The 17,877-nt window shown below is 68.5% G+C and carries 16 protein-coding genes, 3 tRNA genes, 2 pseudogenes and 2 riboswitches; of the genes and pseudogenes, 6 read left to right on the top strand and 15 right to left on the bottom strand.

Annotation, left to right across the window (positions count from 1 at the left end; all coding sequences use genetic code 11):
• Positions 1-126 precede the first annotated feature (126 nt).
• From H7F38_RS26580 to H7F38_RS08600, 7 genes and pseudogenes are all read right to left on the bottom strand, one after another.
• Positions 127-189, bottom strand: a complete 63-nt coding sequence (locus H7F38_RS26580) for a putative leader peptide (protein WP_370531345.1) — start codon at positions 187-189, stop codon at positions 127-129.
• A gap of 96 nt (positions 190-285) precedes the next feature.
• Positions 286-401, bottom strand: a riboswitch (SAM riboswitch).
• Between the two features lie 325 nt (positions 402-726).
• A complete protein-coding gene (locus H7F38_RS08625; RefSeq protein ID WP_370531344.1) occupies positions 727-960 on the bottom strand; it encodes a DUF4395 family protein in 234 nt (77 codons plus the stop codon).
• Positions 961-1,031: 71 nt separating this feature from the next.
• Positions 1,032-1,950 (bottom strand): annotated as a pseudogene (locus tag H7F38_RS08620) (IS5 family transposase).
• 105 nt (positions 1,951-2,055) lie between these two features.
• Positions 2,056-2,142 (bottom strand): annotated as a pseudogene (locus tag H7F38_RS26575) (DUF4395 domain-containing protein); the annotation flags it as partial.
• Positions 2,143-2,311: 169 nt separating this feature from the next.
• Complete coding sequence (locus tag H7F38_RS08610; RefSeq protein WP_187093715.1) at positions 2,312-2,800, bottom strand: carbonic anhydrase; 489 nt, start codon at positions 2,798-2,800, stop codon at positions 2,312-2,314.
• 344 nt (positions 2,801-3,144) lie between these two features.
• On the bottom strand, positions 3,145-3,480 hold the full coding sequence (locus H7F38_RS08605) for a putative quinol monooxygenase (RefSeq protein WP_187093714.1): 336 nt from the start codon (positions 3,478-3,480) through the stop codon (positions 3,145-3,147).
• An 80-nt stretch (positions 3,481-3,560) separates the two neighbouring features.
• Complete coding sequence (locus tag H7F38_RS08600; protein ID WP_187093713.1) at positions 3,561-3,884, bottom strand: PASTA domain-containing protein; 324 nt, start codon at positions 3,882-3,884, stop codon at positions 3,561-3,563.
• 166 nt (positions 3,885-4,050) lie between these two features.
• On the opposite strand from H7F38_RS08600, the gene H7F38_RS08595 reads away from it, so the two are divergent.
• Entirely contained in the window at positions 4,051-5,520 is a 1,470-nt protein-coding gene (locus tag H7F38_RS08595) for a sugar porter family MFS transporter (protein WP_187093712.1), read from the top strand.
• Positions 5,521-5,566: 46 nt separating this feature from the next.
• Here the strand turns inward: H7F38_RS08595 and H7F38_RS08590 are convergent, their stop codons facing one another.
• From H7F38_RS08590 to H7F38_RS08580, 3 genes are all read right to left on the bottom strand, one after another.
• Positions 5,567-6,691 carry a L,D-transpeptidase gene (locus H7F38_RS08590; RefSeq protein ID WP_222618548.1) on the bottom strand — a complete coding sequence of 375 codons (1,125 nt, stop codon included), beginning with the start codon at positions 6,689-6,691 and terminating at the stop codon, positions 5,567-5,569.
• Positions 6,692-6,845: 154 nt separating this feature from the next.
• Positions 6,846-8,192, bottom strand: a complete 1,347-nt coding sequence (locus tag H7F38_RS08585; protein WP_187093711.1) for a hypothetical protein — start codon at positions 8,190-8,192, stop codon at positions 6,846-6,848.
• A 63-nt stretch (positions 8,193-8,255) separates the two neighbouring features.
• Positions 8,256-8,567, bottom strand: a complete 312-nt coding sequence (locus H7F38_RS08580; RefSeq protein ID WP_187093710.1) for an EthD family reductase — start codon at positions 8,565-8,567, stop codon at positions 8,256-8,258.
• Between the two features lie 178 nt (positions 8,568-8,745).
• Here H7F38_RS08580 and H7F38_RS08575 point away from each other — a divergent pair, with 178 nt between their 5' ends.
• Together H7F38_RS08575 and H7F38_RS08570 are read left to right on the top strand one after the other, a co-directional pair.
• Positions 8,746-9,108, top strand: coding sequence for an ArsR/SmtB family transcription factor (locus H7F38_RS08575; protein ID WP_370531343.1), 363 nt, complete (start codon positions 8,746-8,748; stop codon positions 9,106-9,108).
• Entirely contained in the window at positions 9,105-10,211 is a 1,107-nt protein-coding gene (locus H7F38_RS08570; protein WP_187093708.1) for a cation diffusion facilitator family transporter, read from the top strand. Before H7F38_RS08575 ends, H7F38_RS08570 begins: the two co-directional genes overlap by 4 nt.
• 98 nt (positions 10,212-10,309) lie before the next feature.
• Here H7F38_RS08570 and H7F38_RS08565 read toward each other — a convergent pair whose 3' ends face one another.
• Positions 10,310-10,981, bottom strand: a complete 672-nt coding sequence (locus H7F38_RS08565; protein WP_187093707.1) for a cobalamin-dependent protein — start codon at positions 10,979-10,981, stop codon at positions 10,310-10,312.
• Positions 10,982-11,376: 395 nt separating this feature from the next.
• Complete coding sequence (locus H7F38_RS08560) at positions 11,377-12,303, bottom strand: cobalamin-dependent protein (RefSeq protein WP_187093706.1); 927 nt, start codon at positions 12,301-12,303, stop codon at positions 11,377-11,379.
• Between the two features lie 299 nt (positions 12,304-12,602).
• Here H7F38_RS08560 and H7F38_RS08555 point away from each other — a divergent pair, with 299 nt between their 5' ends.
• Both H7F38_RS08555 and H7F38_RS08550 read left to right on the top strand, forming a co-directional pair.
• Positions 12,603-14,360, top strand: coding sequence for a DEAD/DEAH box helicase family protein (locus tag H7F38_RS08555; RefSeq protein WP_187093705.1), 1,758 nt, complete (start codon positions 12,603-12,605; stop codon positions 14,358-14,360).
• A 340-nt stretch (positions 14,361-14,700) separates the two neighbouring features.
• The gene (locus tag H7F38_RS08550) at positions 14,701-15,450 is read left to right on the top strand and encodes a hypothetical protein (RefSeq protein WP_187093704.1); all 750 of its coding nucleotides are present in this window, start codon (positions 14,701-14,703) and stop codon (positions 15,448-15,450) included.
• A gap of 128 nt (positions 15,451-15,578) precedes the next feature.
• On the opposite strand, the gene H7F38_RS08545 is transcribed toward H7F38_RS08550, so the two are convergent.
• The 3 genes from H7F38_RS08545 to H7F38_RS08535 form a co-directional block, all read right to left on the bottom strand.
• Positions 15,579-15,655: transfer RNA gene (locus tag H7F38_RS08545), tRNA-Phe, on the bottom strand.
• Between the two features lie 58 nt (positions 15,656-15,713).
• Positions 15,714-15,790 (bottom strand) — tRNA-Asp (locus H7F38_RS08540).
• 57 nt (positions 15,791-15,847) lie between these two features.
• Positions 15,848-15,920 (bottom strand) — tRNA-Glu (locus H7F38_RS08535).
• 266 nt (positions 15,921-16,186) lie between these two features.
• A riboswitch (SAM riboswitch) is annotated at positions 16,187-16,301 on the top strand.
• Between the two features lie 40 nt (positions 16,302-16,341).
• On the opposite strand from H7F38_RS08535, the gene H7F38_RS08530 reads away from it, so the two are divergent.
• Complete coding sequence (locus tag H7F38_RS08530) at positions 16,342-17,778, top strand: aminotransferase class V-fold PLP-dependent enzyme (protein WP_187093703.1); 1,437 nt, start codon at positions 16,342-16,344, stop codon at positions 17,776-17,778.
• The last annotated feature ends 99 nt before the right edge of the window (positions 17,779-17,877 follow it).

Raw genomic sequence — 17,877 nt, 5'->3', positions numbered from 1 at the left:
GGAAGACTCCAGAATGTGGGGATGCAGAAGAGACCTCCGGAACGCCCGGTGGGCGACCTCGAGGTAGAGGGGAAGAGCGGCAGCACACCGTGACCGCTGGTCAGGGATGCATCCGGTCGGATTCGATCAGGAGGTGACGCAACAGAGTGCGCTGGATACCCGCTGCAGATCGACGTGGCGACGACACACGCCGAGCAGGGACACACCCAGAACCGGAGCCACAGCAGAGAGCTGTCGAGCGATCACGGTGAACTTCCATCTCCAGGAAATGACTGCCGTCCGGCAACCACGCGCTTGCGTTGTTCTCCTACGAGCAACGCCAGGTCGTCATCCGGAGCACCCCGCCACGTGAGGAGGGTTGCCGTCCAGCGAGCCGGAGCTTCACGCTGGAACTCATGACCTACCGGAGGAACGTAACCCACATCGGCGGCCCCGGTCAACCCGTACCGGATAGTGTCCGATCCTGATTCCCCGTGAAGCGATTCACCTCGACATCGATTACGGTGTAGCCGTTCTTGTGCCATCCATCGCTGAATCAGGGCGCGGTTCTCTGGGCGCATACGGGAATGCCCTCCCGGGCCGAATGATCGACCCGGGAGGGCATTTCCGTGGGTGGCGGGGAGAACGGTATGCGCCCAGGGTCGGCGGGCGGCGGTATGCGCCCAGGGCGGCGGGCGGCGGTGTGGCGGGCGGCGGTCTGGCGGGCAGACCGGAATCCGCAGGGGGTCAGGTGGTGGCGGCGACCTTGTGACGGAGTCGGACGTCATTGCAGGCTTCGCAGACCGACGCGGGAATGACGCCCATCGCCTGCAGACGGCCGAAGACCGTGCAGCCCAGACAGATCCCCAGCGCCGACTCCAGCAGGGCTGCCGCGGTGATCAGGCCGACGAGGACCCAGGCCACCACCGGAGCACCTGCGTAGAAGGTGATCAGCGCGGCGACGCTCAGGGTCGCCCCGATGGCCTGCGCGAACCGCTTCGGCGGACCGGGAACCAGTTTCGCCGGGCCGAGCCTAGAGCGTGTCTGGTAATTCAGCGGAGGTGCAGCACGCTGGCGGCCAGATGGACACCGCCAAGGAATGTCAGGGCGTGTTTGTCATAGCGGGTGGCGATGCCGCGCCACTGTTTCAGACGGGCGTATCCGCGTTCGACGGCGTTGCGGCGTTTGTACTCCTCGGCTTCAAATCCTGGTGGGCGGCCACCGCGTGAACCCTTCGCCTGACGATGGGCCTGCTGGTCACTGCGCTGCGGAATGGTGTTGCCGATACGTCTGCGCCGCAACTCCTTCCGAGTGGAGGGATGCGAATACGCGCGATCGGCCAGTACCCGGAACCGGCGGGCCCGAACGCCCCGCTGCTGCCGGCGGTGCAGATCCAACAACGGCACCAACTGGGGATTGTCGCCGGCCTGGCCGGGCGTCAGGATCACCGTCACAGGGCAGGCCCGCTGATCGGTCAAGGAATGGATCTTCGTCGACAGACCGCCCCGGGATCGGCCCAACGCGTGGTCAGCGGGTTCGACCGGAAAATTCTTGTCATTCGATGGTGCCCCCTGTGTCCTGCTCGACCGTCGAAACGACCTCCGAGGTGACGCTCTTGCGAGCCCCGGCCGCGTGCTAGTGCGCGCGCACCACCGTGGAATCCACCGACAGCAACTCGATGACGGCGTCACCCTCAACGTCCTGGACAAACCCAGCCCGTTTCGCGGCCACCAAGATCCGGTCATAGGTACCGTCGGTTGACCAGCGGAAATGCCGTGCCCACACCGTCTGCCAACGACCCAGCTCGGTCGGCAGATCCCGCCACGGCGAGCCCGTCCGGTAGCGCCAGCAGATCGCCTCGAGCATCTCGCGGTGATCGTTCCACGGACGGCCACGCCGACCACCGTAGGCCGGCATCAACGGCTCGACCACCGCCCAGAACTCGTCCGAGATCACTCCTGTACGCGCCATAGGAAGATCATCAACGTCGAGGCGCCGATTGATTAGCAGACACGCTCTAGGCGCGACCCATCTGGTCGCCAGCTGCCCGAAGGGTGAGAATCGTGGCCCGGCGGCAACTCTGAGCAGGAATCCGACCGCCAGTGGCCAGAGGAGCCACTCCGTGCGGAACACCAGGGTGGCCGCCGTCAGCAACACCACCATGCCGGCCACGGACCTCGCGGCGTACTCGTTGACCGGGTTGGGGAAGGTGAGCAATTTACTGGGCACGATGACCTCAACGGTAGGAGCGACGGGGCTATTTCAACGGGGTCCAACGGGACTTTCCGACGGGGCCATTCCAACCGGACAGGTCGGCCCGTGGGAGGAAAGGTCAGACGACCTCGTCGAGCAGGCCGGTGGCGACGTCGAAGACGAATCCACGGACCTGATCGGTGTACGGGATGTAGGGGCTGTTCCTGATCCGGGCGATGGACTGCCGGACGTCGGCGCCCAGGTCGGTGAACGACTCCGGTGACCAAGGGGGCTTCACGCCGACCTCCTCGGCGATCCCGGCCTTGAACGCATCATCGGTGAAAGTCAGCATGCCGCAGTCGGTGTGGTGGATCAGGATGATCTCCCTGGTACCGAGCAGACGTTGGCTGATGGCCAGCGAGCGGATCTCGTCATCGGTGACCACTCCGCCCGCGTTGCGGATCACGTGCGATTCGCCGTCCCCGAGACCGAGGAGCCGATAGACGTCGAGGCGGGCGTCCATGCAGGCCAGGACGGCGACGTGCTTGGACGGCGGCAATGGGAGCGGGCCGGTGAAGGTGGCGGCGTAGGCGCGGTTGTTCGTCAGGTATTCGTCGGTGGCAGACATGATGTTCGTGGACCTTTGCAGGAGGGGAGGACGGCCGTCGGGAGCAGGGAAGGGGGCCGTCGTCACCGCAGAGGTCGGGGCAGGCTGCCGCAGTGGACCAGAGGGCATGACGATCAGCCCTGCGGACACCAGCCATCGAACGCGTCGCCACGTCGGCCGGGCCAGAACGGCTCGAGGACGGGGAGGCAGGACATGACGTATTTGTACACCGCCACACTGCACGTCCGCCATCACCGACCGACCAACGACCGACAAACGACCGACAAACGACTGGTCCGGCCGTTAACCGGCCCCGGCCACCAGTCGGGCGGGCGGCAACATCGCCGCACGTGGCGGAGCGCAGATCAGTAGGCGCTCTTGCTCGCATCGCCGGCCGCGACCGGCAGGCTCGGGATGATCAGTGGAGGCTCGGCCAGGTACTCACCGGCCGATCCGAGAGCCGTCTGCACGTGCGGGGTGCTCAGATGTGCGGCCAGTGCGTCGGTCGAGGTCCACTTCTCGACGGTGGTGAACTGATCGGGGTTCTCCAACCCGCGCTGCAGGCCGTAGAGAAGACAGTCCGGCTCCGTGTGGGTTCCCTCGGCCAGGGCGATGAGCATGGGCTCGAGCACGTCGCCGGTTCCGGGCTTTCCGGTGATCACGGCGACCACGTGGACAGGACCTGCTGCTGGCTGGGTCATCGGTGCGCTCCTTGTGGGTCGTCGGGTCGTCGTCGACCCACGAACATCATGCCCCGCCTCTGACGGGCATCGGCAGACGGTCAGGCGGGAACCAGTTCCAGGTCGCCGTCCGGGTCGCCCAGGTCAGCCAGATCGGTACTGAGCAGGGGAGGCGGCCGGCGCGGTTCCGGATCCTTGGCGCGGCCATCGCCCCGTCCGACCCGGAGGTCGAGCACGTCCCCGCGGACGGCCACGGCCGGTGCCGCCGGCGTCTGCTCGACGACGATGCCCTCCGAGTCCTGGTCCACCGCACTGCCGTCCGGAGCGTGACCGACGACCACGAGACCGGCGCTCTCACCGATCAAACGGGCGTCGGCGAACGTCAGGCCGATGAGGTCGGGGACCTCGATAGGACGCTTACCCATGCCTGCCATCGTAGGGACCACACACCGGACGGGGAAGCCCGGCACGAGGTGCGCAGCATCGACGGCGCCGACGATTACCCGGGCCGGGGACGGGGTACGGATCGGGTGTCGTCTTCTCGCGACGATTCCCCGGTGAAGAAAGGCCAGGTCTGACATGGTGGACAGGATGCCGGCGCGGGATACGCGCTACTCCGATCACGGCGAGCGGCACCCGGCGAGGGCGACGGCGATCTCCGTGGCCGCCGCAGTCGGCGGATTTCTCTTCGGATTCGACACCTCTGTCATCAACGGCGCGGTCGACTCGATCAAGAGCCACTTCTCGCTCGGCTCGGGGGTCACCGGCTTCGTGGTGGCGGTCGCACTGATCGGCTCGGCCGTCGGCGCCTGGTACGCGGGGATGCTGGCCGACCGTTGGGGACGCCCGCGAGTGATGCTGATCGGGGCCGTGCTGTTCCTGGTCTCCTCGATCGGGTCCGGCCTGTCGTTCTCGGTCGTCGAACTCGGGATCTGGCGCTTCATCGGCGGTCTCGGCATCGGCGTGGCGTCGGTCATCGGGCCCACCTACATCTCCGAGGTCGCCCCGGCAGGTCTGCGCGGCCGACTGGCCTCGCTGCAGCAGATGGCCATCGTGCTCGGCATCTTCGTCGCGCTGCTGTCGGACGCGTGGCTGGCCGGCGGCAACGGCGGTGCGCTGGCCACGACCTGGTTCGGCCTGCAGGCCTGGCGCTGGATGTTCCTGGTCGGCGTGGTGCCCTCGATCATCTACGGGCTGCTCTCGCTCGGCATCCCGGAATCACCGCGGTTCCTGGTGGCCAGGGGCAAGGACGAGGCGGCCGCGAAGGTGCTCCGTCGCGTGCTGGGTGAAACGCCCGAGCAGATCGACGAGCGGATCGTCGACATCCGCAAGTCCGTCACCCGCGAGGACAAGCCGTCGTTCAAGGATCTGCGGGGGCGGCGTTTCGGTCTGCATCCGCTGGTCTGGGTCGGGATCCTGCTGGCCGCGTTCCAGCAACTGGTCGGAATCAACGTGATCTTCTACTACTCGACGTCACTCTGGAAGTCGGTCGGCTTCAAGGACTCCTTCTCCTACACCGCGTCGGTGATCACGTCCGTCACGAACGTCGTGGTGACCGTCATCGCCATCCTGCTGGTCGACCGGATCGGCCGGCGCAGGCTGCTGCTGATCGGCTCCGTCGGGATGTTCGTCTCGCTGGCCGTGATGTCCATCGGCTTCGCCCAGGCGACCCTGGTGGCCGATTCCAAAGGTGTCCTGGCGCCCCAACTCTCCGGCTTCTGGGGTGTAGCGACACTGATCTGCGCCAACCTTTTCGTGGTGTTCTTCGGTGCATCGTGGGGCCCGGTGATGTGGGTGCTGCTCGGGGAGATGTTCCCGAACCGGATCCGCGCGATGGCGATGGCCATCGCCACGGCCGCGAACTGGATCTTCAACTTCATCATCACGGTGACGTTCCCGCCGCTGCGGGACTTCTCGCTCGGATTCACCTACGGCATCTATGCGCTGTTCGCCCTGTTGTCGTTCTTCTTCGTGCTCGCCAAGATTCCCGAGACCAAAGGCATGGAGCTGGAGGACATGTCGATGGACACCATGACCCGCAAGCGGACCAAGGTCGGTTGACGCCCGCGCGGGCCGGCGACCCGGGCGACCGCACCGACCGGGCCGCTCACCATGGGATGCTGATGCCCCGGGGGGTGCTCCGCGCCGTGAAGGTGACCCGTCGGCACGCCATCAGCCGGGTCTGCCCGGTGGGAACCGCCACCTCGTAGACGCAGACCAGTTTCGTCCCCACCGTGCTCGTGACGATCAAATCGAAGCCGCTCGTCCGGAGCGCACCCGGGTGGGATCTGACGACGTCAGGGCGGGCGAACCTGGTGGTGTCGTGGCTGTCCTGCATCCCGCCGGGGCCTGTGACGCCCACCGTGATCTGCACTGCGGTCCCGGGGTCCGACAGGTTCAGGGCCCATCCGGAGATCACCGCCTGCCGGCCCCCGATGGCGGCCTCCACATCGACCCGGCCGACCAGCGCGGCCGGTACGGGCGGCTTCCAGGCCGCGCCGACCCTGGTATTGACGAACGGATGTCTGGTCGGATCGAGCCACTTCAGGATCGATACCATCGTCGCCTCCGGCACCGACACGCAACCTGCGGTCGGCTGACCGTCGGTGACGTGGAGGAAGAAGGCCGACCCGGCGCCGGGCACGCGGGCCCCGTTGTAGTCCATGTTCACGGCATAGTCGTAGACGCTCCCCGAGTAGTAGAGGTTCTCGCTGTCGCCGCCGGGGCTGCTCGCCCGGCGCACGGGCAGGTTGTAGGTGGGTGACGACGGGTTCTCGTCCCACCAGTCGGAAGGGCCGCTCTGGAAGTAGGGCAACCGCGTTCCAGGGTCGGGCAGCCTGCCGAAGGCCTGGGTCAGCGCGAACGTACCGGCCGGTGTGCGACCGCTGCCCTCCGACGCCGTGCCGATGCCCTCCGCGCCGACGTGGGCGCTGACCGGGCCGATCGCCACCCGCCAGACGCCATCGCTGCCGCGCGACCACCCCGTCAGCGTCGCGGTGGTGGAGCTGGACGTGGGGGCGTCGACGGTGATCAGCTGCCCGGCGTCGACGGGCACGGGACCAGGGGCCGCCGCCCTCGCAGCCGCCGTCGCAGCCGCAATCTCGGCCGCAGCAGGCGTCTCGGCCGCAGCCGGCGTCACCACGGTCACGGTCAGGGTGGTCGTGGCACCGGCGAGCAGGGCCATCGCCGTGATCATCCCGGTCAGACCGCGCCGCAGTCCGTGCGCTGCCATTGCTCCGCCTCGCCATCTGCTCCGATGCGCCGCCGGTCGGTCGACCTGTGGAGTGCCCAGTCTGCGCCGGGAAACACACCTGTGCAGCCCTGCACCTGTACACCTCGAGTCCCGCGCACCCGTGGACCCCTCGGCCCCAGAGGCCGATCGACGGTCAGTCCGCGTAGGTGATCTCCGGCCAGAGTTCGAGGATGGCATCCACCTTGTGCTGCATCATGTAGGCGTGGTCGAACGAGGCCCGCTCGCCGAGCCCGGCGAGCATGTCCCGCAGCACCCGGAACGTCATCGATCGGCCGGCCGTGTGGGTCAGCAGGTAGTAGTACGTACGGGCCGGATGGGCGGAATAGTCGGTGTAGGACTGCAGAACCCGGCCGGGAGCCGTCAGCTGGGACGTGGTCGTCGGCCGGACGGTACCCATCATCTGGATCGGCACCACGTGCCAGCCCTCGCGGTAGGACACACTCGGCTTCGAGGGGGTCTTGGCCGGTTCGTCGCGCCAGAACATCTCCACCTCGAGCACCGGCGAGCCGTCGTGCTCGCTGCGCACCCGATGTTCGCCCCGCAGGTGCCGCAGGCGTTCCAGCGCCGAGACGGACGCCCGGCCCTCCCGGCTCAACGGAGCCAGGTAGATGTATTTCGGCTTGGGCCAGACGACGGGCCCGATCTCCCCCAGTTCGTCGTCATCCTCGCCGGCCCCGTTCGACGGTTCCGGTGCCGCTGCGACCGCCGGTGCCACGACCGCCGGTGCGGTCGGCGGGATGGGCGGCACGGCGGCGTCCGGCGCGCTCGCCGGCCTTCCGACCGGGTTTTCGGTGGTACCGGATTCGGTCACTGCGGCTGGGGTCAAGGCGGGATCCGTCCCTCTAGATTCGAGCGCTGCTGCGGGCTGTGCTGAAGTGCTGGGTGCGTGGTCGACCCCGACGGGTCGATGTCCCGCCGGTCGTGCCGACCGTCGGTCCGGCAGGTGCTCCACGATGCGGTCGGCCGGGCGGGGTGGGGTGGGCCGGTAGCGGTCGACCGCAGCCTGGAGCCAGTCGTCGGTCAGTGGCTCGCCGGCCTGCTGCTTCCACTCGCCGATCGCCAGGCGGACCTCTTCGACCGTCTCCGGCTCGTCGGCGACCAGGACCGCCTGCCCGAGTCGGCCGAACGAGGCCCTGGCCGCGATCGCCGAACCGACCATGACGAAGGAACGACTCCCCTGGGCCAGGATGACGGTCGCCTGCAGACTCGGCAGGGAGTAGACCCGGACGCCTCGCCGGCTCCACCCCAGCAGGACCTCGGGATCGGTGGAGCCGTCCTGCATCGCCTCCGGCCCCGCGTTGACGACGATGCAGGCCGGTCCACGGAGCGGGAGGAACTGATCGGCATCGGCCCCGACGTGGGTGATGGCAGCCTGGATGTCGCTGTAGGCGGACAGCAGGTCTGCCATCTCCGTCCAGACATCGGTGCCATGGATCAGCCGAGCGGACCTGTCATCCAGGTCCAAGGTCATCTTCCCCATGTACAGCAGTATCTCTCAGCCGGGCGGTCCGTGCGGACCACGCCGCAGATCGGAGGGCGCCGCTCAGGACTCCTCGACGTCCGAGAACAGGATAGGCACACCGCCGGTGGCCAGACCGAAGATGCTCGGGAACAGTGCTGCGGCCTCCGCCGTCGAGACGGCGGCGCCGGCCGTGTCGTAGGCCGGGAAATACAGGTCGATCATCCGGTAGGCCGGGGTCGGACTGCCGTCCTCCTTCGGCCACACCTTGGAGCTCTCGAAGGAGACCAGGCCGGGAAGAGCCTTCGCCAGCGCCACCTGACCCTCGGCGTATCCGGCCTCGAAAGCTGCGGCGTCGTTGGGGTTGTCGTAGATGACGGTGATCTTGGTAGGCATTTCGGGTCTCCTTGCTCGCGCCGGCGTGCCGACACCGACGGCCGGCGGCAAGGACGCCGGCCGGCGTCCTCGTGCTCCGAGTGTGGCAGCCCACCGGTCCGTCGTCCTCGGCAGCGTCGTGGGATTCGCACCGGACCTGACGACATCTGCACGTTGATACAGCATTCAGTGTAACGTTCTGTTCATGCAGACGATGACCTCCGGCGCGGTGCTGGCCCGGTTCGGGCACGCCCTCTCGGACCCGACCAGGGCGCGCATCCTGCTGGCCCTGCGCGAAGACCCTGCCTACCCCTCCGATCTGGCCGAACTGCTCGGCGTCAGCCGCCAGAGCCTGTCGAACCACCTCACCTGCCTGCGTGGATGCGGGCTGGTGGTGGCCATCCCCGAAGGTCGGCGCACGCGTTACGAGTTGGCCGATCCGCGTTTGGCGCACGCACTGACCGACCTGATGGACGTGGTACCTACCGGCGACCCGCAACACATCGCGGCCCTGCACCTGTCGGTGGACGTTCCGCACCGGGCCCCTGCGAGCGCACCGTGAGCGAACGCGATCACCAGCACGGCGATCCCGACCACCGCGGGGGCTCGGGGCACGACCACCGCGGAGGCCCGGGGCACGGTCACGGAGGCTCCGGGCACAGCCACGGGGCGGTGGCGGACGCAGACCGTCGGTACCTGAGCGGCGCACTGGTACTGATCGTCGCGTTCATGATGTGCGAGGTCGTCGTGGGGCTCCTGGCGGGCTCGATCGCCCTGATCTCCGACGCCGGGCACATGCTCACCGACGCCATTTCCATCGCGCTGGCGCTGATCGCCATGCGCCTGGCCGCACGGCCGGCCCGTGGCCGGTGGACATACGGATTCAAGCGGGCCGAGATCCTGTCCGCGCAGGCCAACGGATTGACCCTGCTGCTGCTGGCCGTCTGGTTCACCTACGAAGCCGTCCGACGGCTGTTCGATCCGCCCGACGTCGACGGCCTGCTCGTGCTGGTCACAGCGCTGCTGGGGATCGCCGTCAACGTCCTCGCCGCGTGGCTGATCAGCAAGGCCAACCGGACGAGCCTCAACATCGAGGGCGCCTTCCAGCACATCCTCAACGACCTGTACGCCTTCATCGCGACGGCTTCCGCCGGGCTGGTCGTGCTGTTGACCGGCTTCACCCGCGCCGACTCGATCGCCGCCCTGGTCGTGGCCGCGCTGATGTTCCGGGCCGGCTACGGCCTCGTCCGAGAGTCCGGCCGGATCTTCCTGGAAGCCGCCCCCGCCGATCTCGACCCCGGCATGATCGGGCCGGCCATGGCCGATCTGGCCGGCGTGGCCGAGGTGCACGATCTGCACATCTGGGACGTCACCTCGGGCATGCCGGCTCTGTCAGCCCACGTGCTGGTGGATCCGACCGGGGACTGCCACGCCGTCCGGCGCGATCTGGAGCGACTGTTGCGAGGCACCTACCGAATCAGTCACACCACGTTGCAGGTGGACCACTCGGACACCGGAGAGGTCGAACCCGGGACGGCGTCCGCCGGACCCGACTGCGACGACCCGCACGGTCCCCGGCACGTCCGGATCGGTCATCCCCTGGAAGCTGTGCCGGTCATCACCGCCCCTACTGCCGAGAAAGACGCCTCTTTCCGCCCGCACTGATCAGGTGATCGACGGTGCCGGCGCAGGCCGGACAGCTGCGTCTCGAGTCGACTGTGCCGGCGGAGGCCGCACGGCGAGCAGCTCTGCCCCGACCGGTCTCAGGCTGCTTCGTCCAGGGTGTCGACGATGATCGCGCAGGCGCCCGCGATCTGGCGACCCAGGTACCGGCCCGGTACCCCTTCACGGCTCGCCCGATCGGAGAAGGCCCCGCCGGCGTAGAACAGGGTGAAACCCAACTGGTCGACGGCCTCCATCGCCGCGACGGCGCGACGGTGCCCGGCGGCGATGTGCGCGACCACGACCACCGCTGCCGGGTCGTTCGCCTCCGCGGCGGTCGCCAGCTTGGCGGCCGTGATGCGGGCCCCCAGCAGGCGACACGACCAACCCTCGGTCCGCAGCAACAGGGCCAGGGCCTCGAGGCCGAGGGTGTGCCGGTCATGAGGTCCGCAGGCCAGCAGGATGTGATTCGGCCGGGTCGGTGCCGGCAGGTAGGCGGTGCGGCGGTCCAGCCAGGCACGGATCGCCTCGGTCGTCATCGCCTCCTGCTCGATGGAGTACGAGCCGGCGATCCACCAGAGGCCGATCTGCCGCATCACCGGCATCACCACGCGATCGATGCAACCGCCGAGGCCGATCGCGTCAGAGGCCTCTTCGAGCAGTCTGCGCACGGAGGCGGAGTCCAGTCGACCCGAGGCATCGAGGACGCCGATGATGAACTCGGCCGCCGGGCCGGGCAGATCGATCTCCGCCTCGTCCTGGGGGTTCAACATCAGTTGCCACCGTGCACTCTCTCGTCGCCAGAACTCTCCACCACTGAAATCCTGCCTGGCCACAACAGTTCTGTGCGCCATCACCCCGAACTGCACAGTTTCGCGACCCCGCCGTTCCCATCGGCGTCGGCGTCGGGAGACCCCACCACGGCCCGCCCCCGTACACCGGCCGACGGCACGGTTCGAGCCGGGCCCCTGCTGTCGGCCTCGAACAGACCGACTGCGCTGCAATCGATCTCCGGCCTCATCCCCGGATCGATCTGCAGGAGACAGGAACCTGTGAAGATCCCGACGGGCGCAGGACCGGCACTCGGGGCCCTCACGAGCGGGTCATGGCCCGACCACGTCCTCGTATCAACTGCATCATCCGGTGACACCGAGCGGCGATGCTGCCGTCAGCTGAGCACCAGATCCTTCGCCCGGCCGCCGTCGAGGGCGCCCGCGATCAACTCGCATGCGCCGCCGATGCGGGACCCGAGGTAGGTTCCCGGGACGCCGCGCCTGCTGCGGGTCGCAGTGAAGGCGTTGCCGGCGTAGAAGACCGGCACGTGCAGATGGCGGACGGCATCCATCGATGCAATCGCCCGGATCCGTCCCGTCGACAGGTGGGAGACCACCACCACGGCCAGTGCGGCGGTCGCCACCGTGGCCGCCGCCAGCGTCAGGGTCGGTGTCCGGGCGCCCAGGACGCGGCAGGCCCAACCGTCCTCTCGGAGCACCATGGCCATCGCCTCCAGACCGATGGTGTGCAGGTCACTGGGCCCGCAGGCCAGGAGGATCGGCTGGGGACGGACCGGAGGGGGCGCGAAGGCGCTGCGGCGATCGAGCCATCCCCGGATGGCCTCTGTGGTCAACCGTTCCTGGTCGAAGTCGCACTGGCCGACGGTCCACCACACGCCGATCTGCCGCATCGAGGGCATCACCACGTCGTCGACGCAGGACATCAGGCCGAGTGTGCGGCTCGCCTCGTCCAGCAGGACGCGGATCGCCGCCGCATCCAGACGTTCGGAGGCCGCCAGGATCCGGTGGATCAGGGCTCCGGCCACGCCGTCGATGCCCAACACCTCACGAACCGACTGGGCGGCGAGGCTGGCCTGTTGACCCCGGGCGATCTCGTCACGCATCAGACGGAGCGCGTGGACCTCCACCGGGAGGTAGCGGCGATGCCGACCCGAACCCCTGGTCAACGTGGGGATGCCGTAGCGCAGCTCCCAGGACCGCAGGGTGGGCATCGGGACCCCGAGGATGACCGAGACCTCGGCGATCGGGACGCCTCTGGCATCGTCGGCGGGCCGGGCGACCGTCGGTGCTCCTGAATCCATGCCATCCCTTCCGTCCCACCTGCTCGCACTACACGTCACCCCGCGACCGCGATGACGCGACCTTCGCCCGTAAGGCCGGTGCTCTGTTCACTATGCCCGTTCGCCCGTCGAATTGCGTAAATTCACCGTTTGGTCGGATCCGATTTCCCGGGTGTGCGCCGCGCCCGTCCAGGCGGCGGGCCGCTCCGATCCGGCCGCGCGGACGCCTTAGCCTGGGCCCATGCCCTACAGCAATCCCCGTCCGGGCAGCCCGCACCGTTGGTGCCGCATCGCGGGCGGCACATCGTGAGAGCGGCGCTGTGAGCGCGGCGCCCTCGAAGCGCACCGGGAGGAAGGCGAAGCCCGCGCCGTTGCTCGCGCGGGCCGGCGAGCGGCTCTGGTTCCTCGATGTACCCTTTCGAACTAGGGCTCCGGGGGCCACCTACGACCCGGCACGCAAACTGCATCTGTACCGCGGCGACCGACTGCCGGCCGAACTCGATCCCTTCCGTTCGGCGTCGCACACCTGGCTGCGGTGGCTCGAGGACGACGCCAACGGGACGACTCCGGCGTCCGACGACACGGCGATCCACGGCCCCCGGATGGTGCCCCGGCAGATCCAGATCGACGGTGCCGCGGCGATCTCCGATGCGGCGTCCGGTCAATTCGGCGGGCACCCGGCCAGGGGCGTGCTGGTCACCGACGACGTCGGTACCGGGAAAACGCTGACCGCATGGCTCGGCGCGCTCGCAGTGGCCCGCGCACGTGGCGCGAAGAACGTCCTGGTACTGGTCGACCGGCCCAAACAGGTCACCATCGCGCACTGGCGGCGAACCATCCTGGCCGCCGGAGAGCAGAACCTGCGGGTCCTGATCTGTTCACCCGACGAACTCGCGCGCCTGCTCGTCAGGGGCCGCCCGCGGTGGCCGATGGATCTCGTCATCGCCGACGAATGCCATCTGTACCGCAACGTGGAAACCCAACGCGTGCAGAGATTCCGACGCATCACGCGGTTCAAGGATGCGCACGAGCGCGCTCCCTTCGTGATCTATCTGACGGCGACCCCGGCCAATCACCCTGCCGAGTTGACCTACCTCGCACCGCTTCTCGCGCAGGTCCATGACGAACCTACGCAGCGGTGGGAGGACTTCGGGGCCAGGCTGGCGGAGGCCGGCCTGCCGGTCAGCCGGGTCTACGGCAAATGGGGGTGGGACGAGACGGCCGCCGCCAGTGCGACTCTGCAGACGGCGGCCACCACACGGATCCGGACCTGGCTCACCGACGCCGACCCGCCGTTGGCCATTCATCGGGCGGCGTCCTGGGGACCCGCACCGTTGGATCTGATGCCCGTCACGCTCTCGCCCTCCGAACTCCTCGCCTACCGGACCGCGTGGTCGGTATTCGAGAACGCCCTGGCGGATCTGGCCGCCGATGTGACGCTGCGGAGCAATCCGGCCGCTCGAACGGCCAGGGGCCGGGCCGCCGTGCTACGACTCCGCCAGAAGGCTTCGCTCCTACGTGTGGGCATCACCGCCGACTGGGCCCTGGCCTGTGTCGAGGCCGGCCGACAGGCCGTCATCTCGTGCGAATTCGTCGGCGCCGCCGCCGATCCCATCGCCGCTGCCATCCAGGCCGCCGGGGTGGGGGTGGCCCGCCTGTACGGCGGCGCCGGCTCCGGACGGGACCTGGAAAAGGAACGGCTGGATTTCCAGCGGGGGGCATCGCCCGTCGTGGTGTTCACCCCCACCACCTCCTTGTCGCTGCACGCCAACGAATCCCTGGGGCCGGCCGGGAAAGCGTCCGGTGCGGCCCGCGAGGGCTTGATGCACAACGTTCGATACTCGGGTCTGCAGGGACGGCAGATTTTGGGCCGGTCCCATCGTGACCACCAGATCTGTCCGTGGTGGCTGGCCTACGCCGAGGGGACGGTCGAGGAGACGATTGCCAAGATCATGATCGGCCGCTTCAAGTCGACGAACGATGTCGCCGGAGCAGACAGCGCCGCTCTGATCCACGTCGCGGTGGCGCTGGGGGTTTCCTGGCTGCCGGTCGACAGGGTGCTGGCGGGCGAGGGTTAGCTCCCGCGACGCAGACGGACCGACCACCCCGCTGAGCTCGGCACCGTCCTCGTCGGCGATGACGACGCCCAGTCGGCGATGACGACGCATGGTCGGCGATGACGACGCCCAGCTCCTGGATCGACGTGCCCACCGCCGTACCCGCCCGATCGGTGGCCTCCGCGCCCCGACCGACTCCTCGCACGTCGCCCCCGAGATCGTTGTCGCGGCAGCCGGAGTGGCACTGCTGGGCGCCGGCGGGAACGGGATTGGTCCCCCCGCCCGGCCGATCCTGCCCACGACATCAGTTGCCGCAGTGACGAAACCAGTGCCGCAAGCGCCGGTATGACACAGCTGTCCGGTGAGTCCTGCAGGCCGGCCACGTCGGATCGTGGTGATCGCCGACTACGTCGACGAGCCGCTCTGGGACCGGGAACCCGGGTGCGGCCCGATCGACCTCCGGAGCCTGCCCCTGCCCGAGGAGCTGCGCACCGCACTGCGGTACTGGGCGCTCACCGTCCGTCGGACCGCCGGTTCGGGATTCCGTTGGCCGGATTCCGCGACCCACGCGCAATGGCAGCTCGAGGGCCTGCAATTGGCGACGCGGGTGCAGGAAGCACTGGGCGATACGTTCCAGGTCGACTACCTCGAAGCGCAACCGGGCGTTGCCCCCTACACGGCCACGACGAACGCCGGATCCAACGGGATCACCTTCGGCCCGTGGACCGAGCCCGAAACACCATGGCTGAGCGCGACCACGACCGACCGCAACGACGAGCGCCTGCACGAACTGCGTCGGCGCGCCGTCGATCCGGTAGTCGCGGCGCTGTTGACCGACGAAGAATTCGGTGGCCTCGTGGTCTACCGATCCGCCGGCGATACCGAAGTCCGAGTGTGGTTGGCCGCTTGTGGCGAACAGTTCCAGCACACGATGGTCTACCGGGACGGTCCCACCGTCGATGACGTCGTGACGATCGCGCAACAACTCGCCGACCGCCTGGGGGACTGGGTGTGCGAGACCCGGTTCGCCTGGGGCCAACTGCGAATTGCTCGATACACGATTCCACCGGCCGACCCGTGGGGATCTTCGTCAACGCCGATCTTGCGGTGACACTGCACGGCATTCGGGAGCGCCGTGCTCTCATGGAGCCGGGCCGTCGAGTCACGTCGTTCAGATGGTTGCCGGCCATCAATGCAGAACTGGGAGAACACCCGGAGGGCATTCTCCCAGTTCAGAGGTGGTGGCCAGGGCCGGGATCGAACCGGCGACCTTCCACTTTTCAGGCGGACGCTCGTACCGACTGAGCTACCTGGCCCCAAACAGCGGGCCGGGCTCGGACCCCCTGATTCGGGGGATTGAGCCCGGCCCACGTTTGGCGACCCCGACGGGACTTGAACCCGCGACCTCCGCCGTGACAGGGCGGCGCGCTAACCAACTGCGCTACGGGGCCTTGATGAATCAAGACCGACTGCATACGTCGATGCCGACCGTGGTCTGCATCTGCGCGTACCCCCAACGGGATTCGAACCCGTGCTGCCGCCGTGAAAGGGCGGAGTCCTAGGCCGCTAGACGATGGGGGCCTAGACGTCGTCGCCGGGAACCTGGAAATGTTGGCTTCGCGGCTTCAACGGCTGTCCGTTGGGAGCTACGGAAGCATACGACATCAGCGGACCCACCTCCAAAACGTGTGCGCCCCCGCCGTTCGGGCGTCTCTGACCTCGGTCGACGCGGCCTCTCCGGTGACCGCAGGAGGATCCGGGTGGGCAGCATCACTGCTCGCCCATCCGGAGGTACTTCCGGCCAGGTGTTCCCCTGACCGGTAACCCTTTGCTAAGGTCTGCACGAAGGTCATGAGTGCCAGCAGATAGCTCCGGCTTGCTGGCCGGCAACCCTCCTACCGCGGTGGGGTGCCCCGGATGACGACCTGGCCCGGTGCGAGGTGCACCAGGCAAGCGCGGACCCCTGGTCGCCCAGTGGTCCCACGGACCCCGAGGACTCTCGATGACCGTTGTTCTGGATCGACCTGACTGGATTTCCGCCACCGCAACCATCCGAAAGCCTCGATGGTCCGTGGAAGCACCGGTGGCCCCCCGCCACGGCGTGGTCCACCCGCACGCTCCGGGGCTGGAGATCGTCGGCGCCCATTCGCTGGTCCCGCTCGCCGGCGGAGGTCAGATTGAATACGCGAACCTCGACCATGGTGCTTCAGCACCAGCACTGAGAGTCGTTCGCGACACCGTCGACGCCCTGCTGGAGCGCTACGCCAGCGTGCATCGGGGAGCCGGCTGGCACTCGAAGGTCTGCACCTCCCTGTACGAAGGCGCGCGAGGCCCGGTGCGGGAGTTCGTCGGCGGACGCACCGATGACGCGGTGATCTTCACCAAGCACACGACCGACTCCTTCAACCTGCTGGCCCACTGCCTCCCGGCTCGCACCACGGTGGTGGTGTTCGAGACCGAGCATCATGCGGCTTTGCTGCCGTGGGAAGATCGCAACGGCATCAACGTCATCCGGCTACCCGCGCCGGCTACTCCCGCCGCGGCCGTCAGCGCCGTCGACGAGGCCCTCCGGACCAGACCCGCGGGCCCGGCCCTGCTGGTGATCACCGGAGCCTCGAACGTCACCGGTGAGATCTGGCCGGTCACGGCGTTGGCGGCCATCGCCCGGGCGCGGGGTGCACGCGTCGCCCTGGACGCCGCCCAGCTGGCGCCGCACCGCCCGTTCTCGATCGAAGATCTCGGCGTCGAGTACGTCGCGGTTTCCGGCCACAAGCTGTACGCCCCCTACGGAGCCGGCGCCCTGATCGGTCGTGCCGACTGGCTGGCCCAGGCCCGCCCCTACCTGGTGGGCGGCGGCGCCACCGCAACGGTCACCGAGGACGTGACCACCTGGAAGCCGCTGCCCGACCGTCACGAGGCCGGCTCGCCGAACGTGCCCGGAGCTGTCGCCCTGGCCACGGCCTGCCACGCTCTGGCCGGTGCGGATCGGGCCGGCCTTGCCGCGAGTGAGCAGGCGTTGACCGACCGGCTGCGCAACGGGCTGCTGGACGTCCCCGGCGTCACGGTGCACACCCTGTTCGGTGGGCAGGTCGAGACCATCGGCGTCGTCACCTTCACCATTGCCGGTCAGTCGTCCGCAGTGGTCGCCGCGGCACTGTCCGCCGAACACGGCATCGCGGTCCGCGACGGCGCCTTCTGCGCCCAGCCGCTGGTCCGGCGGTTGCTGGGTGCAGCCGGATGCGATGTGGCGGACGGCACCGGCCACGCGATCCGCGCCTCCGTCGGCCTGGCCACCACCGGCGAGCACGTCGATCGCCTCGTGGATGCGGTGGAGTCGATCGCCTCTCGCGGGCCCCGCCGCCGGTACGTCACCGTCGACGGTCGCCCGGTGCCCGCCGTCGAGGATCGTGAACTGCCGATCATCGCTCCCTGGCAGTAACTGCCCCGCTTTTCGGACAGATCCGACGCCGCGGCTCCGGTGCTCACGGTCCGGCCGACGTTTGCGCCATGACCGCAGGTGTTCGGTGCCTGAGTACGG

It is taken from the genome of Nakamurella sp. PAMC28650 (genome assembly GCF_014303395.1).
In the GTDB taxonomy this organism is placed as follows: domain Bacteria; phylum Actinomycetota; class Actinomycetes; order Mycobacteriales; family Nakamurellaceae; genus Nakamurella.
This window is presented reverse-complemented; position numbering and strand designations above follow the sequence as displayed.